The organism is Trichococcus flocculiformis, from assembly GCF_900113645.1.
GTDB classification, from domain to species: Bacteria; Bacillota; Bacilli; order Lactobacillales; family Aerococcaceae; genus Trichococcus; species Trichococcus flocculiformis.
The window spans coordinates 1-21974 of record NZ_FOQC01000004.1; the positions used below are offsets into that span (position 1 = coordinate 1).

The 21974-nt window shown below is 45.1% G+C and carries 21 protein-coding genes; 2 read left to right on the plus strand and 19 right to left on the minus strand.

The window, feature by feature from the left end:
• Positions 1 to 362: 362 nt before the first annotated feature.
• Positions 363 to 1724 (minus strand): IS4 family transposase, encoded by a 1362-nt coding sequence (locus tag BMZ71_RS02845; protein ID WP_086988354.1) that lies wholly within the window; start codon positions 1722 to 1724, stop codon positions 363 to 365.
• A 73-nt stretch (positions 1725 to 1797) separates the two neighbouring features.
• On the opposite strand from BMZ71_RS02845, the gene BMZ71_RS02850 reads away from it, so the two are divergent.
• Positions 1798 to 2169: a GlsB/YeaQ/YmgE family stress response membrane protein gene (locus tag BMZ71_RS02850; RefSeq protein WP_281242308.1), complete on the plus strand. Its 372-nt coding sequence runs from the start codon at positions 1798 to 1800 to the stop codon at positions 2167 to 2169.
• 175 nt (positions 2170 to 2344) lie between these two features.
• The gene (locus tag BMZ71_RS02855) at positions 2345 to 2599 is read left to right on the plus strand and encodes a GlsB/YeaQ/YmgE family stress response membrane protein (protein ID WP_086988353.1); all 255 of its coding nucleotides are present in this window, start codon (positions 2345 to 2347) and stop codon (positions 2597 to 2599) included.
• Between the two features lie 166 nt (positions 2600 to 2765).
• Here the strand turns inward: BMZ71_RS02855 and BMZ71_RS02860 are convergent, their stop codons facing one another.
• The 18 genes from BMZ71_RS02860 to BMZ71_RS02950 form a co-directional block, all read right to left on the minus strand.
• Positions 2766 to 2966, minus strand: a complete 201-nt coding sequence (locus BMZ71_RS02860) for a cold-shock protein (RefSeq protein WP_068560061.1) — start codon at positions 2964 to 2966, stop codon at positions 2766 to 2768.
• 278 nt (positions 2967 to 3244) lie between these two features.
• Positions 3245 to 6025 (minus strand): isoleucine--tRNA ligase, encoded by a 2781-nt coding sequence (gene ileS / locus BMZ71_RS02870; RefSeq protein WP_086988352.1) that lies wholly within the window; start codon positions 6023 to 6025, stop codon positions 3245 to 3247.
• 290 nt (positions 6026 to 6315) lie between these two features.
• Complete coding sequence (locus BMZ71_RS02875) at positions 6316 to 6978, minus strand: DivIVA domain-containing protein (protein ID WP_086988351.1); 663 nt, start codon at positions 6976 to 6978, stop codon at positions 6316 to 6318.
• Between the two features lie 29 nt (positions 6979 to 7007).
• Positions 7008 to 7787 (minus strand): YlmH family RNA-binding protein, encoded by a 780-nt coding sequence (locus BMZ71_RS02880; RefSeq protein ID WP_068560052.1) that lies wholly within the window; start codon positions 7785 to 7787, stop codon positions 7008 to 7010.
• A 39-nt stretch (positions 7788 to 7826) separates the two neighbouring features.
• Entirely contained in the window at positions 7827 to 8114 is a 288-nt protein-coding gene (locus BMZ71_RS02885) for a YggT family protein (protein WP_068560049.1), read from the minus strand.
• 12 nt (positions 8115 to 8126) lie between these two features.
• The gene (locus tag BMZ71_RS02890) at positions 8127 to 8600 is read right to left on the minus strand and encodes a cell division protein SepF (protein ID WP_086988350.1); all 474 of its coding nucleotides are present in this window, start codon (positions 8598 to 8600) and stop codon (positions 8127 to 8129) included.
• 23 nt (positions 8601 to 8623) lie between these two features.
• On the minus strand, positions 8624 to 9307 hold the full coding sequence (locus BMZ71_RS02895) for a YggS family pyridoxal phosphate-dependent enzyme (RefSeq protein ID WP_086988349.1): 684 nt from the start codon (positions 9305 to 9307) through the stop codon (positions 8624 to 8626).
• A 2-nt stretch (positions 9308 to 9309) separates the two neighbouring features.
• Positions 9310 to 10599 carry a cell division protein FtsZ gene (gene ftsZ / locus BMZ71_RS02900; RefSeq protein WP_068560038.1) on the minus strand — a complete coding sequence of 430 codons (1290 nt, stop codon included), beginning with the start codon at positions 10597 to 10599 and terminating at the stop codon, positions 9310 to 9312.
• Between the two features lie 45 nt (positions 10600 to 10644).
• Complete coding sequence (gene ftsA / locus BMZ71_RS02905; protein WP_068560031.1) at positions 10645 to 11961, minus strand: cell division protein FtsA; 1317 nt, start codon at positions 11959 to 11961, stop codon at positions 10645 to 10647.
• Between the two features lie 255 nt (positions 11962 to 12216).
• Complete coding sequence (locus BMZ71_RS02910) at positions 12217 to 13161, minus strand: cell division protein FtsQ/DivIB (RefSeq protein WP_086988348.1); 945 nt, start codon at positions 13159 to 13161, stop codon at positions 12217 to 12219.
• 18 nt (positions 13162 to 13179) lie between these two features.
• Positions 13180 to 14280 (minus strand): undecaprenyldiphospho-muramoylpentapeptide beta-N-acetylglucosaminyltransferase, encoded by a 1101-nt coding sequence (gene murG, locus BMZ71_RS02915; RefSeq protein WP_086988347.1) that lies wholly within the window; start codon positions 14278 to 14280, stop codon positions 13180 to 13182.
• 15 nt (positions 14281 to 14295) lie between these two features.
• Positions 14296 to 15684 carry a UDP-N-acetylmuramoyl-L-alanine--D-glutamate ligase gene (gene murD, locus BMZ71_RS02920; RefSeq protein WP_086988346.1) on the minus strand — a complete coding sequence of 463 codons (1389 nt, stop codon included), beginning with the start codon at positions 15682 to 15684 and terminating at the stop codon, positions 14296 to 14298.
• An 18-nt stretch (positions 15685 to 15702) separates the two neighbouring features.
• Positions 15703 to 16668 carry a phospho-N-acetylmuramoyl-pentapeptide-transferase gene (gene mraY, locus BMZ71_RS02925; RefSeq protein ID WP_086988345.1) on the minus strand — a complete coding sequence of 322 codons (966 nt, stop codon included), beginning with the start codon at positions 16666 to 16668 and terminating at the stop codon, positions 15703 to 15705.
• 65 nt (positions 16669 to 16733) lie between these two features.
• Complete coding sequence (locus tag BMZ71_RS02930; protein WP_086988344.1) at positions 16734 to 18893, minus strand: penicillin-binding protein; 2160 nt, start codon at positions 18891 to 18893, stop codon at positions 16734 to 16736.
• Positions 18890 to 19270, minus strand: coding sequence for a septum formation initiator family protein (locus BMZ71_RS02935; protein WP_086988343.1), 381 nt, complete (start codon positions 19268 to 19270; stop codon positions 18890 to 18892). The genes BMZ71_RS02930 and BMZ71_RS02935 overlap by 4 nt, the downstream gene beginning before the upstream one ends.
• A gap of 95 nt (positions 19271 to 19365) precedes the next feature.
• Positions 19366 to 20316, minus strand: a complete 951-nt coding sequence (gene rsmH, locus BMZ71_RS02940) for a 16S rRNA (cytosine(1402)-N(4))-methyltransferase RsmH (protein ID WP_086988342.1) — start codon at positions 20314 to 20316, stop codon at positions 19366 to 19368.
• Positions 20317 to 20324: 8 nt separating this feature from the next.
• Entirely contained in the window at positions 20325 to 20756 is a 432-nt protein-coding gene (mraZ, locus tag BMZ71_RS02945) for a division/cell wall cluster transcriptional repressor MraZ (RefSeq protein WP_068560018.1), read from the minus strand.
• A gap of 142 nt (positions 20757 to 20898) precedes the next feature.
• On the minus strand, positions 20899 to 21942 hold the full coding sequence (locus BMZ71_RS02950; protein WP_086988341.1) for an LTA glycolipid anchor biosynthesis glycosyltransferase, IagA/BgsA family: 1044 nt from the start codon (positions 21940 to 21942) through the stop codon (positions 20899 to 20901).
• Between the last annotated feature and the right edge of the window lie 32 nt (positions 21943 to 21974).

Here is a 21974-nt window from a genome sequence, read left to right on the forward strand (position 1 = left end):
TTCTGTTTCCATGTTCCCCACTCCTCAAGTGTTTTCTTTAGTATACGCCTACAGGAGGAAAAACGAATGCAATTTAACTCAATTTATATAGTAATATTATTTACATATCTTTAAAACTCAAAATGATTATTCTAAAAATAATGATTTTATACTTAGCTGTCTTGAATTCACGAAAAAATAATTTAGGAAGTATTATTCATATAAAAAAAGTGGCACATTTAAACCGGTAGTATTAGTTATTCTCAGATTCAATTTGAAATTAGGACTCTTTTCTTTATAATGGTATCATAGCAATTATGTTGTTACTATAATAACCATCAATAAGGGGGACTAATAATGGAAGTCGTTTTATTATTAATAACTCAACTTTCGCAGCTTAAAATAGGCAAGTACGCCTTGATATAATTGGGCAGACTTGCAAACCAATGCTGTAGTTGACATTTGATGAAATGTTTAAATTTTTTCGATGTTTTTTCCAAAGCCTCTTCAAGAATCTCAACCAGCTGTTGTAATGCTACAGCCCAATCAAGCTCTTTCAATTCGTCACAGAGTTCGTAAAACATGCCCCCCAACGTTCGCTCATCCGTGTTGCAGCGGTTCTGCCAAGACAACACAATATACCGCGCGAATACAATTGTTGTGTGGCTAACGAGAGAATCATAAGATCTACCTTGCACTTCTTTTTGCAGTTTCAAAAGCGACTTTGTCGCTTTGAAGAACACCTCAATGTCCCAACGCATACCGTAAATACGGACAATTTCCTGTTCTGTCAAGGAACAATCCGTGCTTAATATAGCCAGCCAACGGCTGTGGTTATTTCGATTTCGTATGAAGACAATCTTTACGGGAACACCGTTTGCCATTGTAGTATGGATGGACCGCAAAATGTCCTTATGATGGTTTGTAGGTGCAGCGAGTTTGTAAAGGTTCTTCAGATCAACCCATTTATTGTCCACTGAATAGCGCTGGTTGGTAGCTTTGACCATACCAATCACATCAATGCCTTGTTCCTTAATGGTTTTAATCAAGGGCTGTTGTGTGAACCAGGTATCCATTAGAACGTAGGATGCGTCAACGCCGGATGCCAAGGCGCGTTGAATCATATCAGGGATAGCAGATGGCGCCGTTTCAAGCGCTTCTTTGCGTCTTTTATAACCGCAGGTCCGCTTGTCAATTCTTTCATCGATTCCGTTAATGCTGGATTTCGTTGAACTCAGCAAGGAAAAATCAAGTGGCATAAAGGTCGCGCCATCGGACCAGCCAAGCGTAAGCAGTCGAAATCCTTTGTAAAAGCGCATTTTCTGCGAGGAATGATCAAAACAGCGCGCAAGCAATTCTACTTTCTTACTGCGATTTCTTTCATAGGCAGAGTCATCGATAATCAACACTTTCGGACGTTTATGATTGGTCAAGGCGCTTACTTTGGAGATTGTAGACGCACTTAAGGAAAGCAGAAAACGGCGCCAGTTATAGGTTGAGTTGTTCAAAAAACGGTAGATGGCATCCTTGCAGGGTAATCCGACGGATTTTTTGCTTTCAAGCATTCTGAACCAATTTTTACCTTCAAAGATAAGGCAGAAAATCAGTTGGAATAAATATCCGCAGGAAAACCCTGCACTTTTCGTGATTCCAGCATTTCGAAGATGTTTAAGGATTTTTAGTTCATCAAATACTGCTTGTAATGAATTTGGTAGTTGATTGTTTAGGCCATTATTAGTTATCATAGTGATAAGCACCTCGCTATTGGTAGTTTTTTTGTGGTAATTAAACTATACCAAACAGCGAGGTGTTTTTCTTGTGCAGTCAAATGTCAAGGTGCCTATTGAATACTCAATTAAAGCAATACACATAAAGGTTTACTCAATTATTCGAACTGCGAAAGTTGAGTTAATAATGTATGGCCTCACCGGCGCAATAGTTGGATCTTTGTTAAATGCAAACATTCCAGGTGGAGGAATAGGAATTGTAATTGCTGGGTTTATTGGTTCGTGGATAGGAACAATTTTATTCGGTGCATGGGGCCCTGAATTCGTGGGTTTTTATTTCATTCCTAGTCTGATTGGTACAATTTTACTGATATTTGTCACATTCAATAGAAAGAAAATCATAACAGTATCATCTGTAACATTAAGAACCTTAAGAAACTTGATTAGATGGATTTCAAGGTAATTGGTGTAGTTTTCATCCTCACTCACTTAATATTCCCTGTTTTCAGATATCAATTTCAAGCAAAATCAATAATTTGAATACATATTATTTGTAATAAATTCCCTTTTATACAATAATATAAGCAAGAAGTAATTATACTGTTGCTATGCTTCTATCAAAAGAAGGGGGAATAGAAATGAGCTTTATATGGTCTTTAATTGTCGGAGGAATCATCGGTGCAATAGCTGGAGCTTTTTTGGGCAAGGATGTCCCAGGTGGCATCATCGGCAATATCGTTGCTGGTTTCGTCGGCTCATGGATAGGGTCTTCATTATTTCCAAATCTGGAATTTGGACCAGTAATCGGAGGATTTAATGTTATTCCTGCATTGGTCGGAGCAGTCATCCTGATTTTCATCGTATCCTTCGTTATGAGAAGCATGAAGAAGTAACCATACCCTATCGAGCATACGCAGGCAGCTGCCTGTTTTCTGATAAAAGCGTTGTTTCTGCGGTCCTTAAAGGGATCGCAGAAACAACGCTTTTTTTGCATGTAAAAAGCGTATCAGGAGAAACTCCCGATACGCTTTGAATTCGCTAAGGTTAAAAAGAATAGGATTATAATTTTACAACGTTAGCTGCTTGAGGGCCACGGTTGCCGTCAACGATTTCGAATTCAACATCTTGGCCTTCTTCTAAAGTTTTGAAACCTTCGCCTTGGATAGCTGAGAAATGTACGAATACATCGTCTTTTCCGTCAACTTCGATAAATCCAAAACCTTTTTCGCCGTTAAACCATTTTACTTTGCCTTGTTCCATAATCGTGTAATACCTCCAAAATTTTCATTGGTAAAATGCTAATACAAATAAATACTATCATATTAGTACAAATTACTAATATAATTATAACGAATATCTCATCTAAATTCAAGAGGAATTTATGCGCCTTCTTTAAAAACTTTAACAGTAATGGAACCATCTTTGATTTACGCTTAAAATCAAAAGGAGCACGCAGGAATGCCGTCAGAAGACGTCTTCCTGCGTACTCTTTACTTTTCATTCACATGCCCTTACCAATTTTGTTCCGAGCGATAAGGTTATGCCTCTTCTGGCACGAGTGCTTCTGAGTATTCAGATTTCACAATATCTGCACAACGTCCGCAAAGTGTAGCTGCATCTTCGATCGTTCCGACTTCTTCTTTAATGGCACGGCATCTTTCGCAGGTTTCCCCATGGGCATGCTCTACAAGAATGGCAAGATTATCAAACTGCATCGCTTCAGCTGGAGCAGCCGTCAATTCATTGATGTCAAGCTGTGAAACGATGAATAACTGTTCCAGATTCGCATCAAGGGACGCGAACAAGGCTTTTGTTTCTTCATCAACGAATAAGGATAGATGCGCCTCAAAGGATTTCCCGATTGTTTTTTCATTACGCGCAACTTCCAATGCTTTCAAAGCTGCATCGCGTATATCCATGAATTTTCCCCATTGACCCAGAATCGCTGCCTGGTCTTCACGGATGCTGCTTTCCGGCAATTCAGCCAGTTGGGCGTATTGTTCCTCTTCCTTCAGGAAACTCCAGATTTCTTCTGTTGTGTGTGGGATGATCGGTGTCAAAAGTTTAGCCAACTTAACCAATACTTCGTAAAATACGGTCTGCATGGCGCGTCTTTCCAGATTATCCTCTTTTTCGATGTAGACAACATCTTTCGCAAAATCAAGATAGAATGCCGACAAATCAACTGTACAGAAGTTCATGATTGTTTGATAGATGGTCGAGAACTCGTACTCCTTATAGGCTGTCACACATGTTTCAACCACTTGATCCAAGCGCGCCATCAGGTATTGATCGACACTGCGCAGCTCTTCGTAGGCTACGGCATGTTCCTTCGGTTGGAAATCTTCCGTATTCCCGATCAAGAAACGCATGGTGTTGCGGATTTTGCGGTAAGTTTCAGAAACTTGCTTCAGAATATCGTCACTGATTCTCACATCGGATTCGTAATCGACACTGGACACCCATAAACGGATGATATCGGCGCCCATATTCTTGACGACTTTTTCAGGCAGGACAGTATTGCCTAATGATTTGCTCATTTTGCGCCCTTCTCCATCCAATACGAAACCTTGGGAAAGAACTGTCTTGTATGGCGCAACCCCATTGATCGCAACGCTTGTCGTGATGCTTGAATTGAACCAACCACGGTATTGATCGGAGCCTTCCAAGTACATATCGGCAGGGAATGTCAAATCTTCTCTTGCCCGAAGCACAGCTTCATGCGAAGATCCGGAATCGAACCAGACATCCATGATGTCCATTTCTTTGGTAAATTCCCCGTTCGGGCTGCCAGGATGCGTGAACCCTTCAGGCAGCAGGTCTTTCGCTTCTCTTTCGAACCAGACGTTCGATCCGAATTCGCCGATCAATTTCGCAGCGTGGTCGATCGTTTCCGGCGTGATGACAGGTTCTCCATTTTCCGCATAGAAGATCGGCAACGGAACGCCCCAGACACGTTGACGGGAAATGACCCAATCGCCGCGGTCGCGGATCATGTTGAACAAGCGGACTTTGCCGGATGGGTGCAGCCACTCTACATTTTCGATTTCGTCCAGAATGTCTTGACGGAATTTATCGATGGATGCGAACCATTGCGGCGTTGCGCGATAGATGACCGGTTTCTTTGTGCGCCAGTCATGCGGATAGCTGTGGACGAAGAAATCCAGTTTCAGCAAAGCGCCTTTTTCCGCCAACAGGTCGGTGATCGGTTTATTGGCTTTGTCGTAGAACATGCCCTCGAAACCAGGGGCTTCAGCCGTATAGCAACCTTTGTTGTCGACCGGAGATAATACGTCTAGACCATATTTTTTGCTGACAAGGTAGTCATCTTCACCATGTCCTGGAGCGGTATGGACTAACCCGGTACCCGCTTCAAGTGTGACATGGTCGCCCACCATGACCAAGGACTCACGATCATAAAACGGATGCTGAACGGTCATGTACTCCAAATCTGATCCCTTCAGTTCTTGCAGGACTTCCACAGATTCCCATCCGATGGCTTCCTTGACTGTGTCCAACAATTCTTTTGCGACAACAAATTTTCTTCCGTCAGCGGAAACAACCACATAATCGAAGGCAGCATTTGCGGAAATGCCTAAGTTTGCCGGCAAAGTCCACGGTGTTGTCGTCCAGATGATGAAGGCAGTATCGTTAGCAAGAAGCCCTTTGCCGTCTTTGACTTGGAAAGCCACGTAGATTGAAGGAGACTTCACATCTTTATATTCGATTTCGGCCTCCGCAAGCGAGGATTCACTCGATGGCGACCAATAGATCGGCTTCAAGCCTTTGTAGATGTAGCCTTTTTCCGCCATTTTTCCGAATACACGGATTTCAGCTTCTTCATATTTCGGCAACAGCGTCACATATGGGTTTTCCCAGTCACCAGCGATGCCCAAGCGTTTGAAGACGGTTCTTTGTCCGTCGATCTGTTTCCAAGCATAATCTTCACACAGTTTACGGAAATCAGCCAAGCTCATCGCTTTGCGGTTCACACCTGTATTCGTTAAGGCTTGTTCGATCGGTAAACCATGCGTATCCCAACCAGGGACAAAAGGCGCGCGGAAGCCAGACATGGATTTCGAGCGGACGATGATGTCCTTGCTGATTTTGTTCAAGGCATGTCCCATATGGACAGCACCGTTGGCGTACGGAGGGCCATCGTGAAGCACAAAAGTCGGTTTATCCGCGTTTTTTTCTTGTCTTTTTACATAAATTTCTTTTTCTTCCCATTCCTTTTGCCATTCCAATTCACGGACAGGCAGGTTGGCTTTCATAGGAAAAGCTGTTTTCCCAAGGTGCAGCGTATCTTTCATTTTCATTGTCGGAAGCTCCCTTTTGATTATTTTTTTCTACAAAAAAGACTTCGTCTCCAAAAGGGACGAAGTCTTCGTGGTACCACCCAAATTCAAAGCGACAACGGCCGGAACAGGCTGTCATGCTTCCTCATTCAAACCGTTAACGCTGTTCAGGCGACCTTTTCTACTTATGTTTGTTCAAAAAGATTCTCATGGAGGATCCTAAAAAAAGAGGGACTTATTGGCCTTTCACCGTTTACCAATTCGCTGGAAGTGTCTTTTCTTCGGGTGTTCCATTCTTCAATACATCGATTTTACTTGTTTTCTTGCGGAATTTCAATAGCTTCCACAGCAACTTCAGCAAGTTTCTCTTCGGCTCTGGCTTCTTCGGCCAATCTTCCGCCGACTTCGAACTCGGCTGCGTCATCGGAATTGGCGACCAATTCATCGATGATGCGTGTGCGGTTGGACAACACTTCATTCAAGGTAGGCGTCGAAACCTGGCCTTCCGGTGAAGCGTTCAACAGATTATTCCATTCATCATTCATGATGAGGTTCAATTGCGACTCAACCAAAAGCTGCAGCTTCTGTTTGAATTTGCGGCTTTCCTTGCGGACGCCGTCGGTCTCTTCATTGATTTTTGTCGCTTTCCCCGCCGCTTCATGCAATAAACGGTCCGCACTTTTTTCGGCTTCAAACAGAATGATTTCAGCTTCTTTGCGTGCATTTTCTTTCAGTCTGTCGGCAGCATCCTGCGCCACAACGATCGACTTGTTCACAGCATCCTGCAGGTTGCTGAAATACTGAAGCTTTTCTTCGGCAAATTTCAGTTGCTTTTGCAGATCTTTATTTTGTCTGATGATTTTTTCAAATTCTTTTGTGACATTATCCAAAAAGTCATTGACTTGTTCTTTATCGTACCCTTTTATTTTGACAGGGAATTCCTTGTGTTGGATATCTAATGGAGTCAAACTCATCTTATACACACCTTTCGTTCTTGTCATTCTTATTTGTACAATACGCCAAATTCGACGCGCCATTTGTCTTTCTTGGATTTCCCTTCTATGGCCTTAATCTGGATCCGGCCATAACCGCGGATGGACACGATATCCAACAGTCCCAATTCAAAATCGGGACGTTCAAATACCGACCAGTTCAACTTTACTTTCCCACTGCTCACCAGTTCTTTTGCGCGTTGCCTGGATATGTTGTAGATGGCAGCAATCACAGTATCCAAGCGCAGAGAACTGACAGTATCATGCACAATCGTCCAATCATCGATAGGCATGATCAGATCAGTATACGTCCGACTCTCTAGGCGGACACTGACTTTGCCTATCTTGGTGATTTGCGAATGCACGTAGCTTGCTATATTCGACGCCAATAAAAACTGCCAGCGCGTCCCGTCAGACAGGATATCCCCGAAAAGTTCCCTTTTCATGCCAGTCCCAATCAGCGTCCCCAGTATTTTCCCATGGGTAAGACTGGCAAATTTTGAAGGATACACAACCTCAGTAAGTTCGATTTCAAAGTCGCTTTGATTCGGACTGAAATACTCGGGGCAAATGATTGCCCGTTTACGTTCGGCTGCTTCATAGCCTCCATAAAATTGGAGATGGACTTCACCTTTTTTTCCAACCAGCATTTCAAGAATATACTGCTGTCTTGGATCCAAGAAATCCGTCAAATACGGTGTATAGGTTTCCTCTGCTTGCGTAATCCAAGATTGGGCACTGTCTATAAATGGCTGCTCTTCCTTGCGGAAATGTTGATAAACTTCTTGCATACGAATCCCTCACTTTTTCGTTTGATGAAAAAATGTCCGTCAATTCAGCAATCTGATCAGGAACAGAATCACGACTTGTGCTCCATACTCCACCAAATTCAGGAATAAGATCCCCGCCACTACACTGAAGCTCACCATACCCACAGATGGGATCAATCTTCTGAATATATCCAGGTAAGGCTCCACAATACTGGAGATAAAGTACCCAAATTTGGAACTTCTGGCTCCCGGTAACCAACTCATCAATGCATATACCAGCAATACCGTTGAATACGCGGATATGCCCCAACGAATAATCTGTAAAAGCCAAATCAATATTTGTGTCATTTTGCTTCCTTTCTAGTAAAACGAACGCTCTTCTTCAAGTGTTTCGGCCAGTGCGCCTTCGACTCCGACTGAAGCAGGGGTGCATAAAAAGATTTCATCACCAACGCGTTGGATTTCTCCCCCGATCGCATATACCGTTCCGGTGAGAAAGTCCACGATCCGCTTTGTTTGTTCCGCATCTATCCTTTTGAAATTAAGCAGTACTGCTTGATTCTTCAACAGATTATCGGCAATCTTTTCCACTTCGGAATAGACTCTCGGCTCCACAACATGGATACTTGCCTTTTCGGTCATTGTTTGTTGATTCATAGGAATTACCTTTGCTTTCGTCGATCTCTTTTGGGTGCTCCTTTGAGATGGGGCCCCTTCTTCATTGCGCTCGGACCTACGGACTGGAACGACAGTCGATGGTTCATCTACTTCCTCGTATCCGTCATCCTCGTCTTCAATTACAAAGTACTTTCGGAATAAATCTTTCAGACCCATAAGACCCCTCACTTCTTCTTCGTCTATGCTTCTGTTTCAGCAAAGAATGCCGATCCGACACGTACGAAGGTCGCACCTTCGGCAATCGCTATCGGATAATCCTGGCTCATGCCCATGCTCGTTTCCGTACAGGGGGCGTGAGCCAAGTTCAACGCCGCTACTTGTTCTTGTATTATTTTTAGATCCTTGAAACATCGGCGCAACTCCACGTCTGTTGCATCAATGGGTGCCATCGTCATCAAGCCGACAACAGTGATATTTGGGAAGCCCTCCAGACTCTTGATGAAAGGTATTGCCTCGGATGCGGAAAGCCCATGTTTCGAGCTTTCCCCTGTAACATTGACCTGCACGAAGCAAGAAACAGGCTTTTCCGCCCATTCATTGATTTCCTTTGCCAATGACATGCGATCCAATGCGTGGAAGTAGGCGATACGATTGATCACCTGCTTCACTTTCCTTGTCTGTAAAGTACCGATATAATGCCAGTAGATGTCTTCTTGTGGAAGAGCTGTCTGCTTTTCGATCAGACCTTCAGGACGATTTTCTGCAAAATGACGGTAGCCCAAGCGATATAGTTCTTCCACTTCCTCTACAGGTTTTGTCTTCGTGACGGCGACAACCGTTACTTCCTCGCGTTTGCGTCCGGCTGTAAGGCAGGCTGCTTCCACAGTTGACTCAACTTTCCGGCAATTTTGTTCAATAGTCATACTTATCTGCGTCTCTTGCGGAAGAAAGGTGGTGTGTCCAATGAATCCTCTCCACCATTTCTGTCTTCTTTATTTTCGTGATAACGTGGATAATTATCTTCTGTTTGTTTCACAGAGTATTCTTCTGGCTCAGGTTGGGCCGATTTTGGCGCCTGTTCCCTCACGCTTGTGTCTCTACGGATATCCCAATCGCCGAATAGATCTTTGGCTGGTTTTTCTTCTGCTCTTTCAGTCGGGAGTTGTTTTTCTGGGTATGAAACAGGTGTGTTCCCTACTTCTTTACGTCCCTTAAAAGCACTTCCTCCGCGATTAGCGGTTTTTTTTTCATCTTTTTTTTTGTCGTCGATTCCTGTAGCGATTACGGTAACAATAACTTCATCGCCTAAGTTTTCGTTGATGGATGTACCGAAGATGATATTGACTTCAGATGTTGAAGCTTGTGCTACGATATCACTCGCGTCTTGCGCTTCGAACAACGTCAAGTCTGAACCACCCGTGATGTTCAACAGGATCTGTTCAGCGCCATCGATGGAAACTTCCAACAATGGTGAAGAAATGGCTTTTTTGGTTGCTTCAGCCGTACGGTTTTCGCCGGAGGCGATACCGATACCCATCAAGGCAGAACCTTGATCTTTCATGACTGTTTTCACATCAGCGAAGTCCAAGTTGACGTATCCTGGAGCTGTGATCAGGTCAGAGATCCCTTGAACCCCTTGGCGCAAGACATTATCTGCTTCACGGAAGGCTTCCAGCATAGGAGTCTTTTTGTCCACGATTTCCAATAGGCGATTGTTGGAGATGATGACCAATGTATCAACGTTCGCTTTTAATTCAGCGATTCCTTCGGCTGCATAACGGCCTCTTTTCGGACCTTCAAAAGTGAATGGACGCGTTACAACACCGACAGTCAGTGCGCCAAGGTCCTTCGCGATTCTGGCTACGATAGGAGCTGCACCCGTACCGGTACCGCCACCCATTCCGCATGTGACAAAGATCATATCTGCTCCAGCCAAGGCTTCAGAAATTTGTTGTTCGCTCTCTTCAGCAGCTTTGCGGCCTACTTCAGGAATCGAGCCTGCACCCAACCCTTTCGTCAATTTAGGTCCGAGTTGGATTCTTGTTTCCGCTCTTGATGCATTTAAGGCTTGCGTATCTGTGTTGGCGACGATGAATTCCACACCTTGTACGCCTTCTTCGATCATACGGTTTACGGCATTGCTACCCGCCCCACCGACACCGATAACTTTAATTTTTGCTCCATCATTCATGCTTGAATCGAATTCCAATTCCATTTCATTTCCTCCTATTTCATACCATTCATTTTATATACAGCGTGATTATTCAAATAAATTGTTGAACCAACGTTTTAATTTTCCGACTAAACTTTCTTCGTAATTTTCCTCATCGGCATAAGTCTCCGTTTCATAGACAGGTTCTTCTATGACTGCCGGTTGTTTCACAGTTTTGGACTGCAAAGGGATCACTTTGCCTGTCGCCTGTACTTTTCCTTTGGCGACACGGTAAATATCATCCAACCCAGCTACATACTTGATCAGGCCGATGCTCGTTGCATAGATCGGATTGCGCATCCCCATCTGTTCTGGGATATACAGCTTGACGTTGATTTCGAAGATTTCTTTCGCCAGATCGACGACGCCCGGTAATGCCGCTGCGCCCCCGGTCAGAATGATACCACCTGGAAGATCGCGTGCTTCCACTTTATCCAAGGCACGTTTGATGTTTTCAAAAATCTGTACAAAACGCGCTTCGATGATTTCGGACAGATATCTTTCATCGACTTTTACTGGTTCTTCTTTGCCGATTGTTTCGACAGGGAAAAATTCCTCATCGGACGTGTCTTCGGAAATGGCATACCCATATTCGCGTTTTACGCGCTCCGCATTTTCCAGTGTCGTGTTCAAAATGATGGAAATGTCCTTGGTCACAAGGTCGCCACCCTCGGGATCAACAAATGCAAATTTCAATTGATCGTCGTGCATGACAGAGGCACTTGTTTGGCCGCCACCCATATCGATAAGAATGGTCCCGAAATCCCGCTCGCCTTTGTTCATGGCTACGCTTGAAATGGCCAATGGCTGTACGACCATATCTTCGATTTGAAGACCAGCTTTCTCTACACAACGTTTGATGTTATGGATGATTGTTTTTGGACCTGTGATCATGCTTGCGTACAATTCAAGACGTACGCCAATCATGCCTCTCGGATCTCTGATACCATCGAATCCATCTACGATGAACTCTTCAGGGATGACGGAAATGATTTCTCTCTCGGGCGGAACAGAACGGACTTTTGCAGCAGCGAAGACGTTCTGGACATCCTTATCTGTGATTTCCTTGTTTTCGCTTGCGACTGCATACATTCCGTGGCAAGGTTCGATACTGATTTGGTTGCTTGGTATGCCTACGATGACGTTTGATATCTGAATGTTCGCTTTTCTTTCAGCTTGACTGACTGCACTGCGGATCGATTCGACCGTTTCATCGATATCAACGATGACGCCACGGCTAAGACCTTTGGAAATTTCATTCCCGACTCCAATAATGTTCATTTGATCTTTCACATATTCTGCGACTACAACTTTTATTGAAGTGGTTCCAATATCTAGACTGACGTATATTCCTGAATTCTTCATGGTTTTATTGAAACCTCCGTTTGACATAATGGCTTGTGTAAACATCCGCATTGTTCCGAAAAAAACTATCGGTTACTTATACGCGATGACAAAAAGCTACACCTTTTCATTTTATCATAATAACTCTTCATTTACGAAGATTTTTACAAATAATTCTATCCGATAGAAGTTTGGCAAAAGTTATTCAATCCCTCAACAATGATCGCAATCATTGTTCAAGGATTGACTGCAAGTCAATCCTGATCTCTTTTCCACTCATTCGGATGGAATGGCGGAATCTGCCGAAGCAGATGCATCCTCTTCTGTTGTTTGCGTGAAGGGTGTAAAGTAGACGCCCACTTCTAGATCGATGGTCCCTTTCGTCTCTCCCAATTGGCTTACGATGTCAGGATAGTACAAGATTTTCTCAGCGAAGGATGGCAAGCTCGCCTTCACTTCATTCCCATCGTTCATATATACCGTGATTGTGTATGGATTTTCTTCCGTTCCGGTATATTTAATTTCCGAGATGCTGTTCTGGACACTGTCCGTCAACTGCATATATTGTTCGAGCAGGTCATCCAGATTCTGGTTCATTTCAAAGCTCGTTATGATTGGGTTGTTGCCGATCGGAACCTTCAGTTCCGTATTGGCTACGGTCCCGTTATCCAACACATTGTAGTAATAGCCGTCCGATGAAACATAAGCAATGGTTTCGTGTTCCGTTACATGGATTGTGATGTCATTCATACCCCGCAGCGTCACCTCAGCTGTTTTGACTTGGGGCAAAACATCAGTGATAAAGGCATCGACCTTATCATCATTCCATACGACTCCCAAGGCGGTCAGATTCCCATTGATGTGACTGGCATCGATGATGCTTTGTTCCGGAACAGCTTGGGCGCCTTCCACATAGATGTCCTTGATTTTCCCGTAGGGGGAAATCAGAAAACCGCTGAGGACCAACCCAACCGAGAAAATGCCGTACCATCCAAAGTATCTTTGACGTTTGTCTGTTCCAGTGGCTTCAGGAAGGTGTTTACTTTTTTTTAATTTCGCTTTTTTTTCTCCCGACAAATGCTTCATGCCGGATTTTTTTGAAGTCTTTTGCTTTTTCTCAGCTTTGTTTTGCTTTTCCAACTCAGCAGTTGCACGCTGCCAGGGAGTCCCTTCCGACGAACCCTTACTCTTCAGCTTCTGCCGGATTTTTTTGAAAGCCATCTGGCCTCCCTCCCTTTCTCAATTCTTCAAAGCCAGGATGACATCGATGATGCGGTCTGATGCATCTGTTATACCCATCTGTTTGGCTTGAAGAGCCATTTCTTTGCGTACCGTTTCATCGATCATCAGCTTATCGATAGCTTCAAACAATGATTGTGCCGAAAGGTCTTTCTCGAGGATCATTTCTGCAGCCCCGTTTTTCAGTAGGCTTTCGGCATTTTTTTGCTGATGGTTGTTTGTGACATAAGGGCTCGGAATCAGAATGCTCGGCAAACCCAAAGCCATCACTTCCGTCAACGTGGTTGCGCCGCTGCGCGATACAATCAAGTCGGTACGCTTGAATAATTTCGGCATATCATGGATGTACGGCACAATCCGGACATTGTCCAAACGATCCGTCAGTGCGCTGATTTCTTGCTCCACTGCATTGAAGTGGACGTCTCCGGTAGCCAGCAGCACTTGATATGGTTTGTCTTTGAAGAGCGGATAGGCCGCTACGAAAGATTCATTCAGTTTCTTGGCTCCCCGGCTACCTCCAAAAATCAAAACGGTCGGAACGCCTTTCTTCAATCCGTATTCCTTCAGGTCGGCACACTCCTTCAAGGAGGCTACTTCCTGCGCTCGGGGATTCCCCGTGAACACAATTTTATCCGGATAGGCGGAGAAGTCACTACGGGCATCCTCAAAACAAATGCAGATGCGGTCCACAACCCGGCTCAAAAATTTATTTGTGACTCCTGCGACTGAATTTTGCTCATGGATGATGGTCGGTATGCCCAGTTTGGAGGCCGCATAGAGGACAGGCGCGCAAACATAACCACCCGTCCCGATGACGACATCCGGTTGGAAGGCCTTGATGATTTTCTTCGAGTCCGAAATGCTCTTGATCATCAGGTAGACCGTCTTCAGGTTCTGAAGCGATAAACTCCGGCGCAGCCCTTGGATCTTGACGGATTTAAAGGCCACACCGGCTTTCGGTACGATTGTGCTTTCCAAACCGCGGTCCGTCCCTACGTAAAGGAATTCACTGTCCGGATATTTTTCTTTGATTCGGTTCATCAGGGCTAACGCCGGGTAGATGTGCCCACCCGTTCCCCCACCGGATAATACTATTTTCATAAGCGTACAGGTTCTCTAGAAAGAACCCTCCTCCTCACTCGTGGCTTTGACCAAGGAATGGACAGCATCCGTGAATGTTTTACCGCGCACTTCAAAATTTTTGTACTGATCCCAGCTCGCGCAGGCCGGAGACAACAGGACCGTGTCCCCTTCTTCGCTGTACTGATAGCTGATCGGAACGGCAGTGGCAACATTATCAGTCACCACGATTTCTTCGATGCCTGCTTTTTCGCCTGCGTCCTTCAATTTCTCGGCAGTCTCCCCGAAGACAATCAAAGTCTTCACGTTTTCAAGAAAGGGAATGAGTTCATCGAAGGTATTCCCCCGGTCCAATCCGCCTGCCAGCAGGACAACCGGAGTCCGGAAGCTGCTTAGGGCTGTTTTGGTTGCAAGGATATTCGTTGCTTTCGAATCATTGTAGAACTTTCTTCCGTTCAGTTCGGCTACGAATTGGATCCGGTGCTCGACGCCGTAAAAGAGATGGAAAGCTGAAATGATGGCCTCATTGGCTACACCTGATAGTTTCGCTACAGCGATTGCGGCCAAAGCGTTTTCGATGTTGTGCTCACCTGGAACCCTCAAATCAGAAATAGCCATCACTTTTTCGCCCTTGAAATACAGAGAACCTTCTGATGCATAGGCGCCATCTTCGAGAACCTGTGTGCGGGAAAAAGGAACGATTTGCGCTTTTGAGAGTTGGGACATCTCACGCAGTTCTTCTTGATCCCAATTCAAAACAAGATAATCATCCGCGGTTTGATTCTCGGTTATGCGCCACTTCGCTTTGACGTATTCCTTGCGGTCCCCATGATAATCCAGATGGGCTTCCGTGATATTCGTGATGACTGCGATGGCAGGCCGCATCGCTTCGATACCCATCAATTGGAAGCTCGACAGCTCCATCACGACATCATCGTCTGCAGTCGCCACACGCGCCACTGCCGATGCAGGCACGCCGATATTGCCGGCTTTGTAGGCTTTCCCTATTTTTCTGCCTGCATTCAAAAGATCCGTGATCATTGTCGTGGTAGTGGTTTTTCCGTTCGTTCCGGTCACACCGATCAGTCGGCCTTCGAGAATTTCTGCTGCCAGTTCGACCTCCGTCAGCACAGGAATTCCCAATTCAAGAGCACGTTTAACCATCGGATTGTTGTAAGGGATGCCCGGATTCTTGACCATGAACGAGAAAGATTCATCCAACAACTCGATCGGATGTGATCCAGCAATCACTTTGATGCCGGATGAAATCAACTCCTTTGCATCCGGATTGTCGTTCAATTCCTTTGCGTCATTGACTGTGACCATTGCGCCAAGTTCCAGGAGCAGCTTGGCAGCATTCATACCGCTGAGCGCCAAGCCCAGCACCAACACTTTTTTATTTTCGAATCGATTATTTGTTCTCATGTATTTATCTCCCTTCACTTAGACGAGCAGCCACAAGGCTAAAATTGCCGAAACCAGACCAACAGCCCAGAAAGTCAGAACGACGCGCCATTCGCTCCATCCGCTCATTTCGAAATGATGATGGATCGGAGACATCTTGAAGATGCGTTTGCCGCGCAATTTGAAGGATCCTACCTGTAGCATGACGCTGGCCGTTTCGATCACGAAAACAAGGCCGATCAGCAACAAAGACCACTCCAGATGCAACGCCAGCGAAACGACGGCAAGTCCTGCACCCAATGCCAACGAGCCGACGTCGCCCATAAAGATCTTAGCTGGTTTTTTATTGAAAAAGAAGAAACCGATCAGGCCACCCACGATTGCAATGCAAAACAGCAATACTTCCAATTGTCCTTGGCGGTATGCTAATATGCCATACGCGGTATAGGCGATGCCTGCTGTACCGGCAACCAGGCCGTCCAATCCATCGGTCAGATTCACAGCGTTCGAAAAACCGGTGATCCAGATAATCGTAAATACAGCGAACACCAACCAGTTGTGGATCTGTCCAAAGAATGGGATTGTGATCAAAGGATCCGAACCCGACAGGAAGAACAGCGCAACAAAGACGAAGGATCCCACCAATTGCGAAAGGAACTTCTGCTTGGAGGTCAGTCCTTCGTTTTGTTTTTTGAATATTTTCAGGAAATCATCCAAAAAACCAATAGCTGCAAAAAATAACAGCACAAAAAGCAACATAGCCAGTTTTACGGTGAGGACATCCTTCCAGATTGCTGTCCCGATAACGGTAAGGATCGCAGCGATTATGAAGACGACCCCTCCCATCGTCGGTGTGCCGCTTTTGACTTGATGCCATTTCGGGCCTTCTTCCCTTGTGATCTGTCCGAATTGTTTCACTTTAAAATAGCCGATGAAAATTGGCATCATGCTGATTGTAATGGCAAAGCTGATCGATAAAGGCAACAGCATTTCTGTCCAATGCATATGATTTCCTCCTAATAGGTGCTTAACTTTTTTTGATTGATTTTGTGAGTGTTGCTTCTGAACGCTTACTCCAGAATGATCTGGACTTCAGTAGCAGCGTTCAGGATGGAACCCGTCTCCAGACTCTGGAATACGACATAGCCTTCGCCTTCAAAAGTGAAGTTGATGCCTGCGATTTCTGCTACTTTCAGTACATCATCTTTTGACCACCCGTAGACGTCAGGCATCGTCATCGCACCTTCCGTCATGAGGATCGTCTTCTGGTTCGTGATTGTCTGTGTCCCGGCGTATGGGTATTGTTGGACGATCCGGCTACCGCTGCCGATGATTGCTGTATCATTGTAGCCGACAGCAGTCAGGGCCGCCAAAGCCTCATCTTTGGACAAATTTGTCACTTCCGGCATCGAGGCTTGATTGACGTCCCCGGTGATTTCTGTATTCAGGTTGTCATATTCGATTGCCCTTGTCATGAATGGGTTGAATATTTCCGACAGATACTTTGAGCCATTCAGACTGTCCAAGTTTGCAGGCCGTTTCATTGTCAAATACAGGATGTAGCTGGGATCATCCGCCGGCGCGAATCCGACTACCGAGTAAAGATAATTGGAATAGCCAGTGTAATATCCGCCTGTTGTGGAATTCACCACTTCCGCCGTACCGGTTTTGGCAGCGATCTCGGTACCCTCGATCTGGTACGCTTGACCAGATCCATTCTCGTTGTAGACGACTTCTTTCAGATAGGTCAGCACCGTCTGGGCGGTTTCCGCTGTGATCGGAGATCCCACTTCTTCAGGTTCGATAGCGGTGACCTCACCCGTATTCGGATCTTCTGTGCGATCCAGGTAGTTCAGTTTCATCATGGTGCCTTCATTTGCGATTGACGTAAAAGCCTGCATCAATTGGAAAGGCGTAACGGTTACCCCTTGTCCGAATGCCGTATTCGCCTTTTCCAAAGGATACGTATAGTTATAATTCCCCGTTGCTTCATTTTCAAGTCCCGAATCGGTCGATTGGCCGATGCCGAAAGCTTTGATATAGGATTCCCAAACGTCGTAACCCATCGCTTGCACCAGCTTTACGAAAGCCACGTTACTCGAGTGGGCTAATCCTTCAAGATAGGTGATATTGCCCCAACCGACCTTATTGTAATCACGGATGGTGCCGCCTTCCACTTCCACGCTTCCGGAAGTATAGGTCGCAAAAGGACTGAATACGCCCTCGTTCACAGCTGCCGCCAAAGTCAAAATTTTGAAAGTGGAACCCGGTTCATAGGTATCCTCGACCAACAGATTCTGCCACTGCGCATCTATGCCTTCTTTGGTGGTAGCGTTGAAGGTGGGTCGTTGAGAAGCCGCAAGGATGGCGCCGGTTTCCGGATCGACCAACATAGCTGTCATCGACTCTGGATTGGCTTCTGCATACACTTGCGACATCAGGCTTTCCAGATAGATCTGCAAGCGACTGTCCAGCGTCAGATAAAGATTATCGCCTTCAACAGGTTCCTTTTCCTGAATCTGAGTGCCTGGAATCAGGTAGCCATTGGAGTCTTCTTGATAGGTGACTTCACCATCACTGCCGTCCAAATCATCATCGTACAGGGATTCGATCCCCATCATCCCGACCAGTTTCTTTTCTTCGTTTGTATCTGCTTCTTCCTCGCTGGCTGAACTTTGCGCAAAGCCGACAAGATGGGAAGCAAAAATCCCATTCGGATAAAGCCTGGAAGGTGTTTCCTCGAACGTGATCCCCGGAAGGTTTTCCGCTTCAATGCTGGATTTTGTAGCATAGTTCAGGTTAGTCCCAGCGCTTCCGAATTCGACCTGCTTCAGATCGGCTTGGTTCAGGATAGTCAGAATCTCCCCTTCGCTCATGCTGATGTATTGTGCCAGAACTTCAGCTGTTTTTTCCTTGTCGACGATATGGTTCGGATTTTCCGTATCCTCACTCCATTCATCGGTCAAAACCGCCACCAACGAATAAGAAGTAGCATCCAAGGCAATAGGATTACCACCTATGTCATAGATGGTACCTCTTTTTGCGGCAAGGATACTACTTCTGGTATATAAGTTATTAACATGCTCGCTTAGATTCTCGCCATTTACCTTCTTGGTGATCATGATCATAGAAAAACGAAAAATAAATACAAGAAATAGTAAACCTGTCAACCCAACCATGATATGAGTCATTTTTTTTCGGTTTTTTTGAGGATTAGCTGTTTTTTTCATCGCGTAACATTCCTAACGTTTGCTTCATTCATTTCCAGACCAAGTTCTTTCGCTATCTCAATGATGCGGTCATATCTTGAAAGTTCTTGGACTTCCTGCTCCAAATTTTGATTTTCCAGACTGATCGCAACGCTATCATTTTGTAAGTCCTGCAACGCTCTATTCTGATTGGAGAGGGTCACTTGTGTAGCCAGAGACAACAATAATACGATCAAAGCACTTAACAAAGTGATGGTGATGGCAAATTTTTCAATTTTTATATATTTATCTCTAACGGCTCTATAGCCTTTCGGATCAGGCTGGCCTTTTCTAGGTTCTGTCAATTCTTTTGGCAGCTTCGGTTCTGCAATCGCCGCCCTATATTCAGGTAATGCCACTTAATCCTCTCCTCCCCCGCAGTCAATTATACAGCTACTGCACAATTGACTGGTTCCGACTGATGATCTTTCGTTACAGAGCTGCTGCGCTCCTGTTACTTCTTGATTCTTTCGATGATACGCAATTTTGCACTTTGGGAGCGTGAATTTTCACTCAATTCCGCTTCATTGGGCAGGATTGGTTTTCGACTGATCAGCTTGTAGTCCGCTTCATATTCCTCGGGAAGAATAGGCAGCAAAGGTAATGTATCCTCTTTCGAGCTGGCTTCTTTGAAAAGGACTTTAACGATCCGGTCCTCCAAGGATTGGAAGGAAATGACGCTCATGCGTCCTCCGACGTTCAACATTTTCAAGCCATCTTCTATCGAATCTTCAATAGCGGACAATTCATCATTGACGGCGATTCGCAAAGCTTGAAAAATGCGTTTGGCCGGGTGCCCACCCTTTCTTCTGGCAGGCGCAGGGATGCAGTCTTTGATGATTTCGACCAATTCGCCGGTCGTCTCGATCGGTTGGGTTTCTCTGATTTTTTCTATTTTGCGGGCAATCTGTTTTGAGAATTTTTCTTCGCCATAACGATAAAAAATCTTCACTAATTCACCAAAAGGCCACTCATTCACAATGACGCGGGCCGTCAATTCCTGTTCTTGGTCCATGCGCATATCGAGTGGGGCATCATAGCGGTAACTGAACCCTCTTTCAGCTTGGTCCAATTGCGGGGAAGACACTCCCAAATCGTACAGGATGCCGTCTACGCCATAAACACCAAGGGTTTCCAGTTCTTCTTTGATATTCCGAAAATTAGCCTTGATGAGTGTCACCATGCCTTTTTCGATATAAGTCGCCAACATCGCTTCAGCATTTTCGATAGCGATCCGGTCTTGGTCAAAGGCATACAGATGCCCATTTTCGTTTAGTTTTGATAAAATCACACTGCTGTGTCCGGCACCACCTAAAGTGCAATCGACATAAATGCCATCTGGTTTGATGTTCAAACCATCGATGGACTCTTTTAACAACACGCTATAATGTTCAAATTTTTCCATTTTTACACCTACAATCCAAAGTCGATCATCGTTTCAGCAATATCCTCGAAGTTTTCGGCAGCTTCATCAGCAAATGCTTCCCACTTCTCGTTGCTCCATATTTCAATACGGTCGGCTACTCCGACAATACGACATTCTTTTTCAATTTTCGCATAATCCAATAATGTTTGAGGGATATTGATGCGCCCTTGTTTATCCAATTCAGCTTCCATAGCGGCTGAATAGAAGAAACGGGTAAAAGCACGCGCATCTTTTTTGGCAAGGGGCAGTTGTTTCAATTTCTCTTGGAGCAGCTCCCATTGGCTTAACGGATAGCCGAACAAACAGCCGTCCAATCCACGGGTGACGATGAATGTATCGCCTAATGCCTCACGAAATTTTGCGGGCATGATCAATCTGCCTTTGGCGTCTATATTGTGTTTGAATTCGCCCATCAACATAAAGACACTCGCCCCCACCTTCAAATATGTTTTCAGTCTACCACATCGCCCCACTTTCTACCACATTTTCCCGAACAATTCATAAAAAAACAAATTGATTTCGATTATTTTTCGAAATCAATTTGTTTTTAGTTGTCATCTATCATTTTGTCCCTGGAACCGACATTCCCCCACCATCCGACTTATGCAGCTGGATGGCTGTTTCGTAGGCACTCCTCAATTCAGAACCAATGCAACGGAGATCCTTCTGACGGATACGCTCCTGTCCTGCGGCTTTCAGAGAAGGCAAATCCCCTTCCAGGATGCCGTTGATCAGCCTTTGGAAATCGTCATTCGTCTTACCTTTGTAGACATGTTTGCCATCGACCAAATCACCCTCATAGATCGGTATATCCCGGATCAGGATCTCCTGTCCCATAGCGAGCGCCTCCAGAAGAACGATTCCTTCCGTTTCTTCGTAAGTTGGGAAGAAAAACAAGTCCGCACCACAGTATGCATTTCTGAGTTCATCAGGGGCCACATAACCGGCAAATTGCAGATTGGGTAATTTTGTTTCCACAGCTTCCCGAATTTCATGCGGAACTTGGTGAAGGTTTAAGTATCCGAACCAGATAAACTGATAAGCAGGCATCGCTTTGGCCAAGGCGACAAAATCAAGAATCCCTTTGCGTTTGATGTAAAGGCCGACAGACATGATGACTTTGTCCGTTTCCTTGTACCCGTACTTCTGCCGAAAAGACGCCCCCATCTCCGCAGTCGCTTTGTAAAACGACAAATCAATTCCGTTCGAAATCGGTATGATCGGTTGTTCTAAACCTGCTTGCTGCAGCAATTGCTTGGAATATGGAGTAGGCGTCAAGACCACGTCGCCATGACTGTAGCAGTGCAGAATCCACTTGCTGAACAACGGTGCAGCAGCATTGGAGAAAATAAAGGAATTCTGGAAATCCTCCTTTGTGGAGTGGGCATGATAAACGATCGGTTTCCCCTGCTTTTTGACTTTATGCAGCAGACGATAAGATTGCCCGAAGTAGGTATTGATGTGCATCAGATCAAAATCATCTCTGTAATCTGTCGTAAAAGAGATCCCTTCCAGTGTGAGAGCTTTTTTCTGATGCTCGATCGCTCTGCCTAAACCGGATTTCCCGATGTATTTCATGCCTTCAGAGTACAATAATACTTTCATGCTTTCGTATCACCTCGTTCTTCAATTTTCGG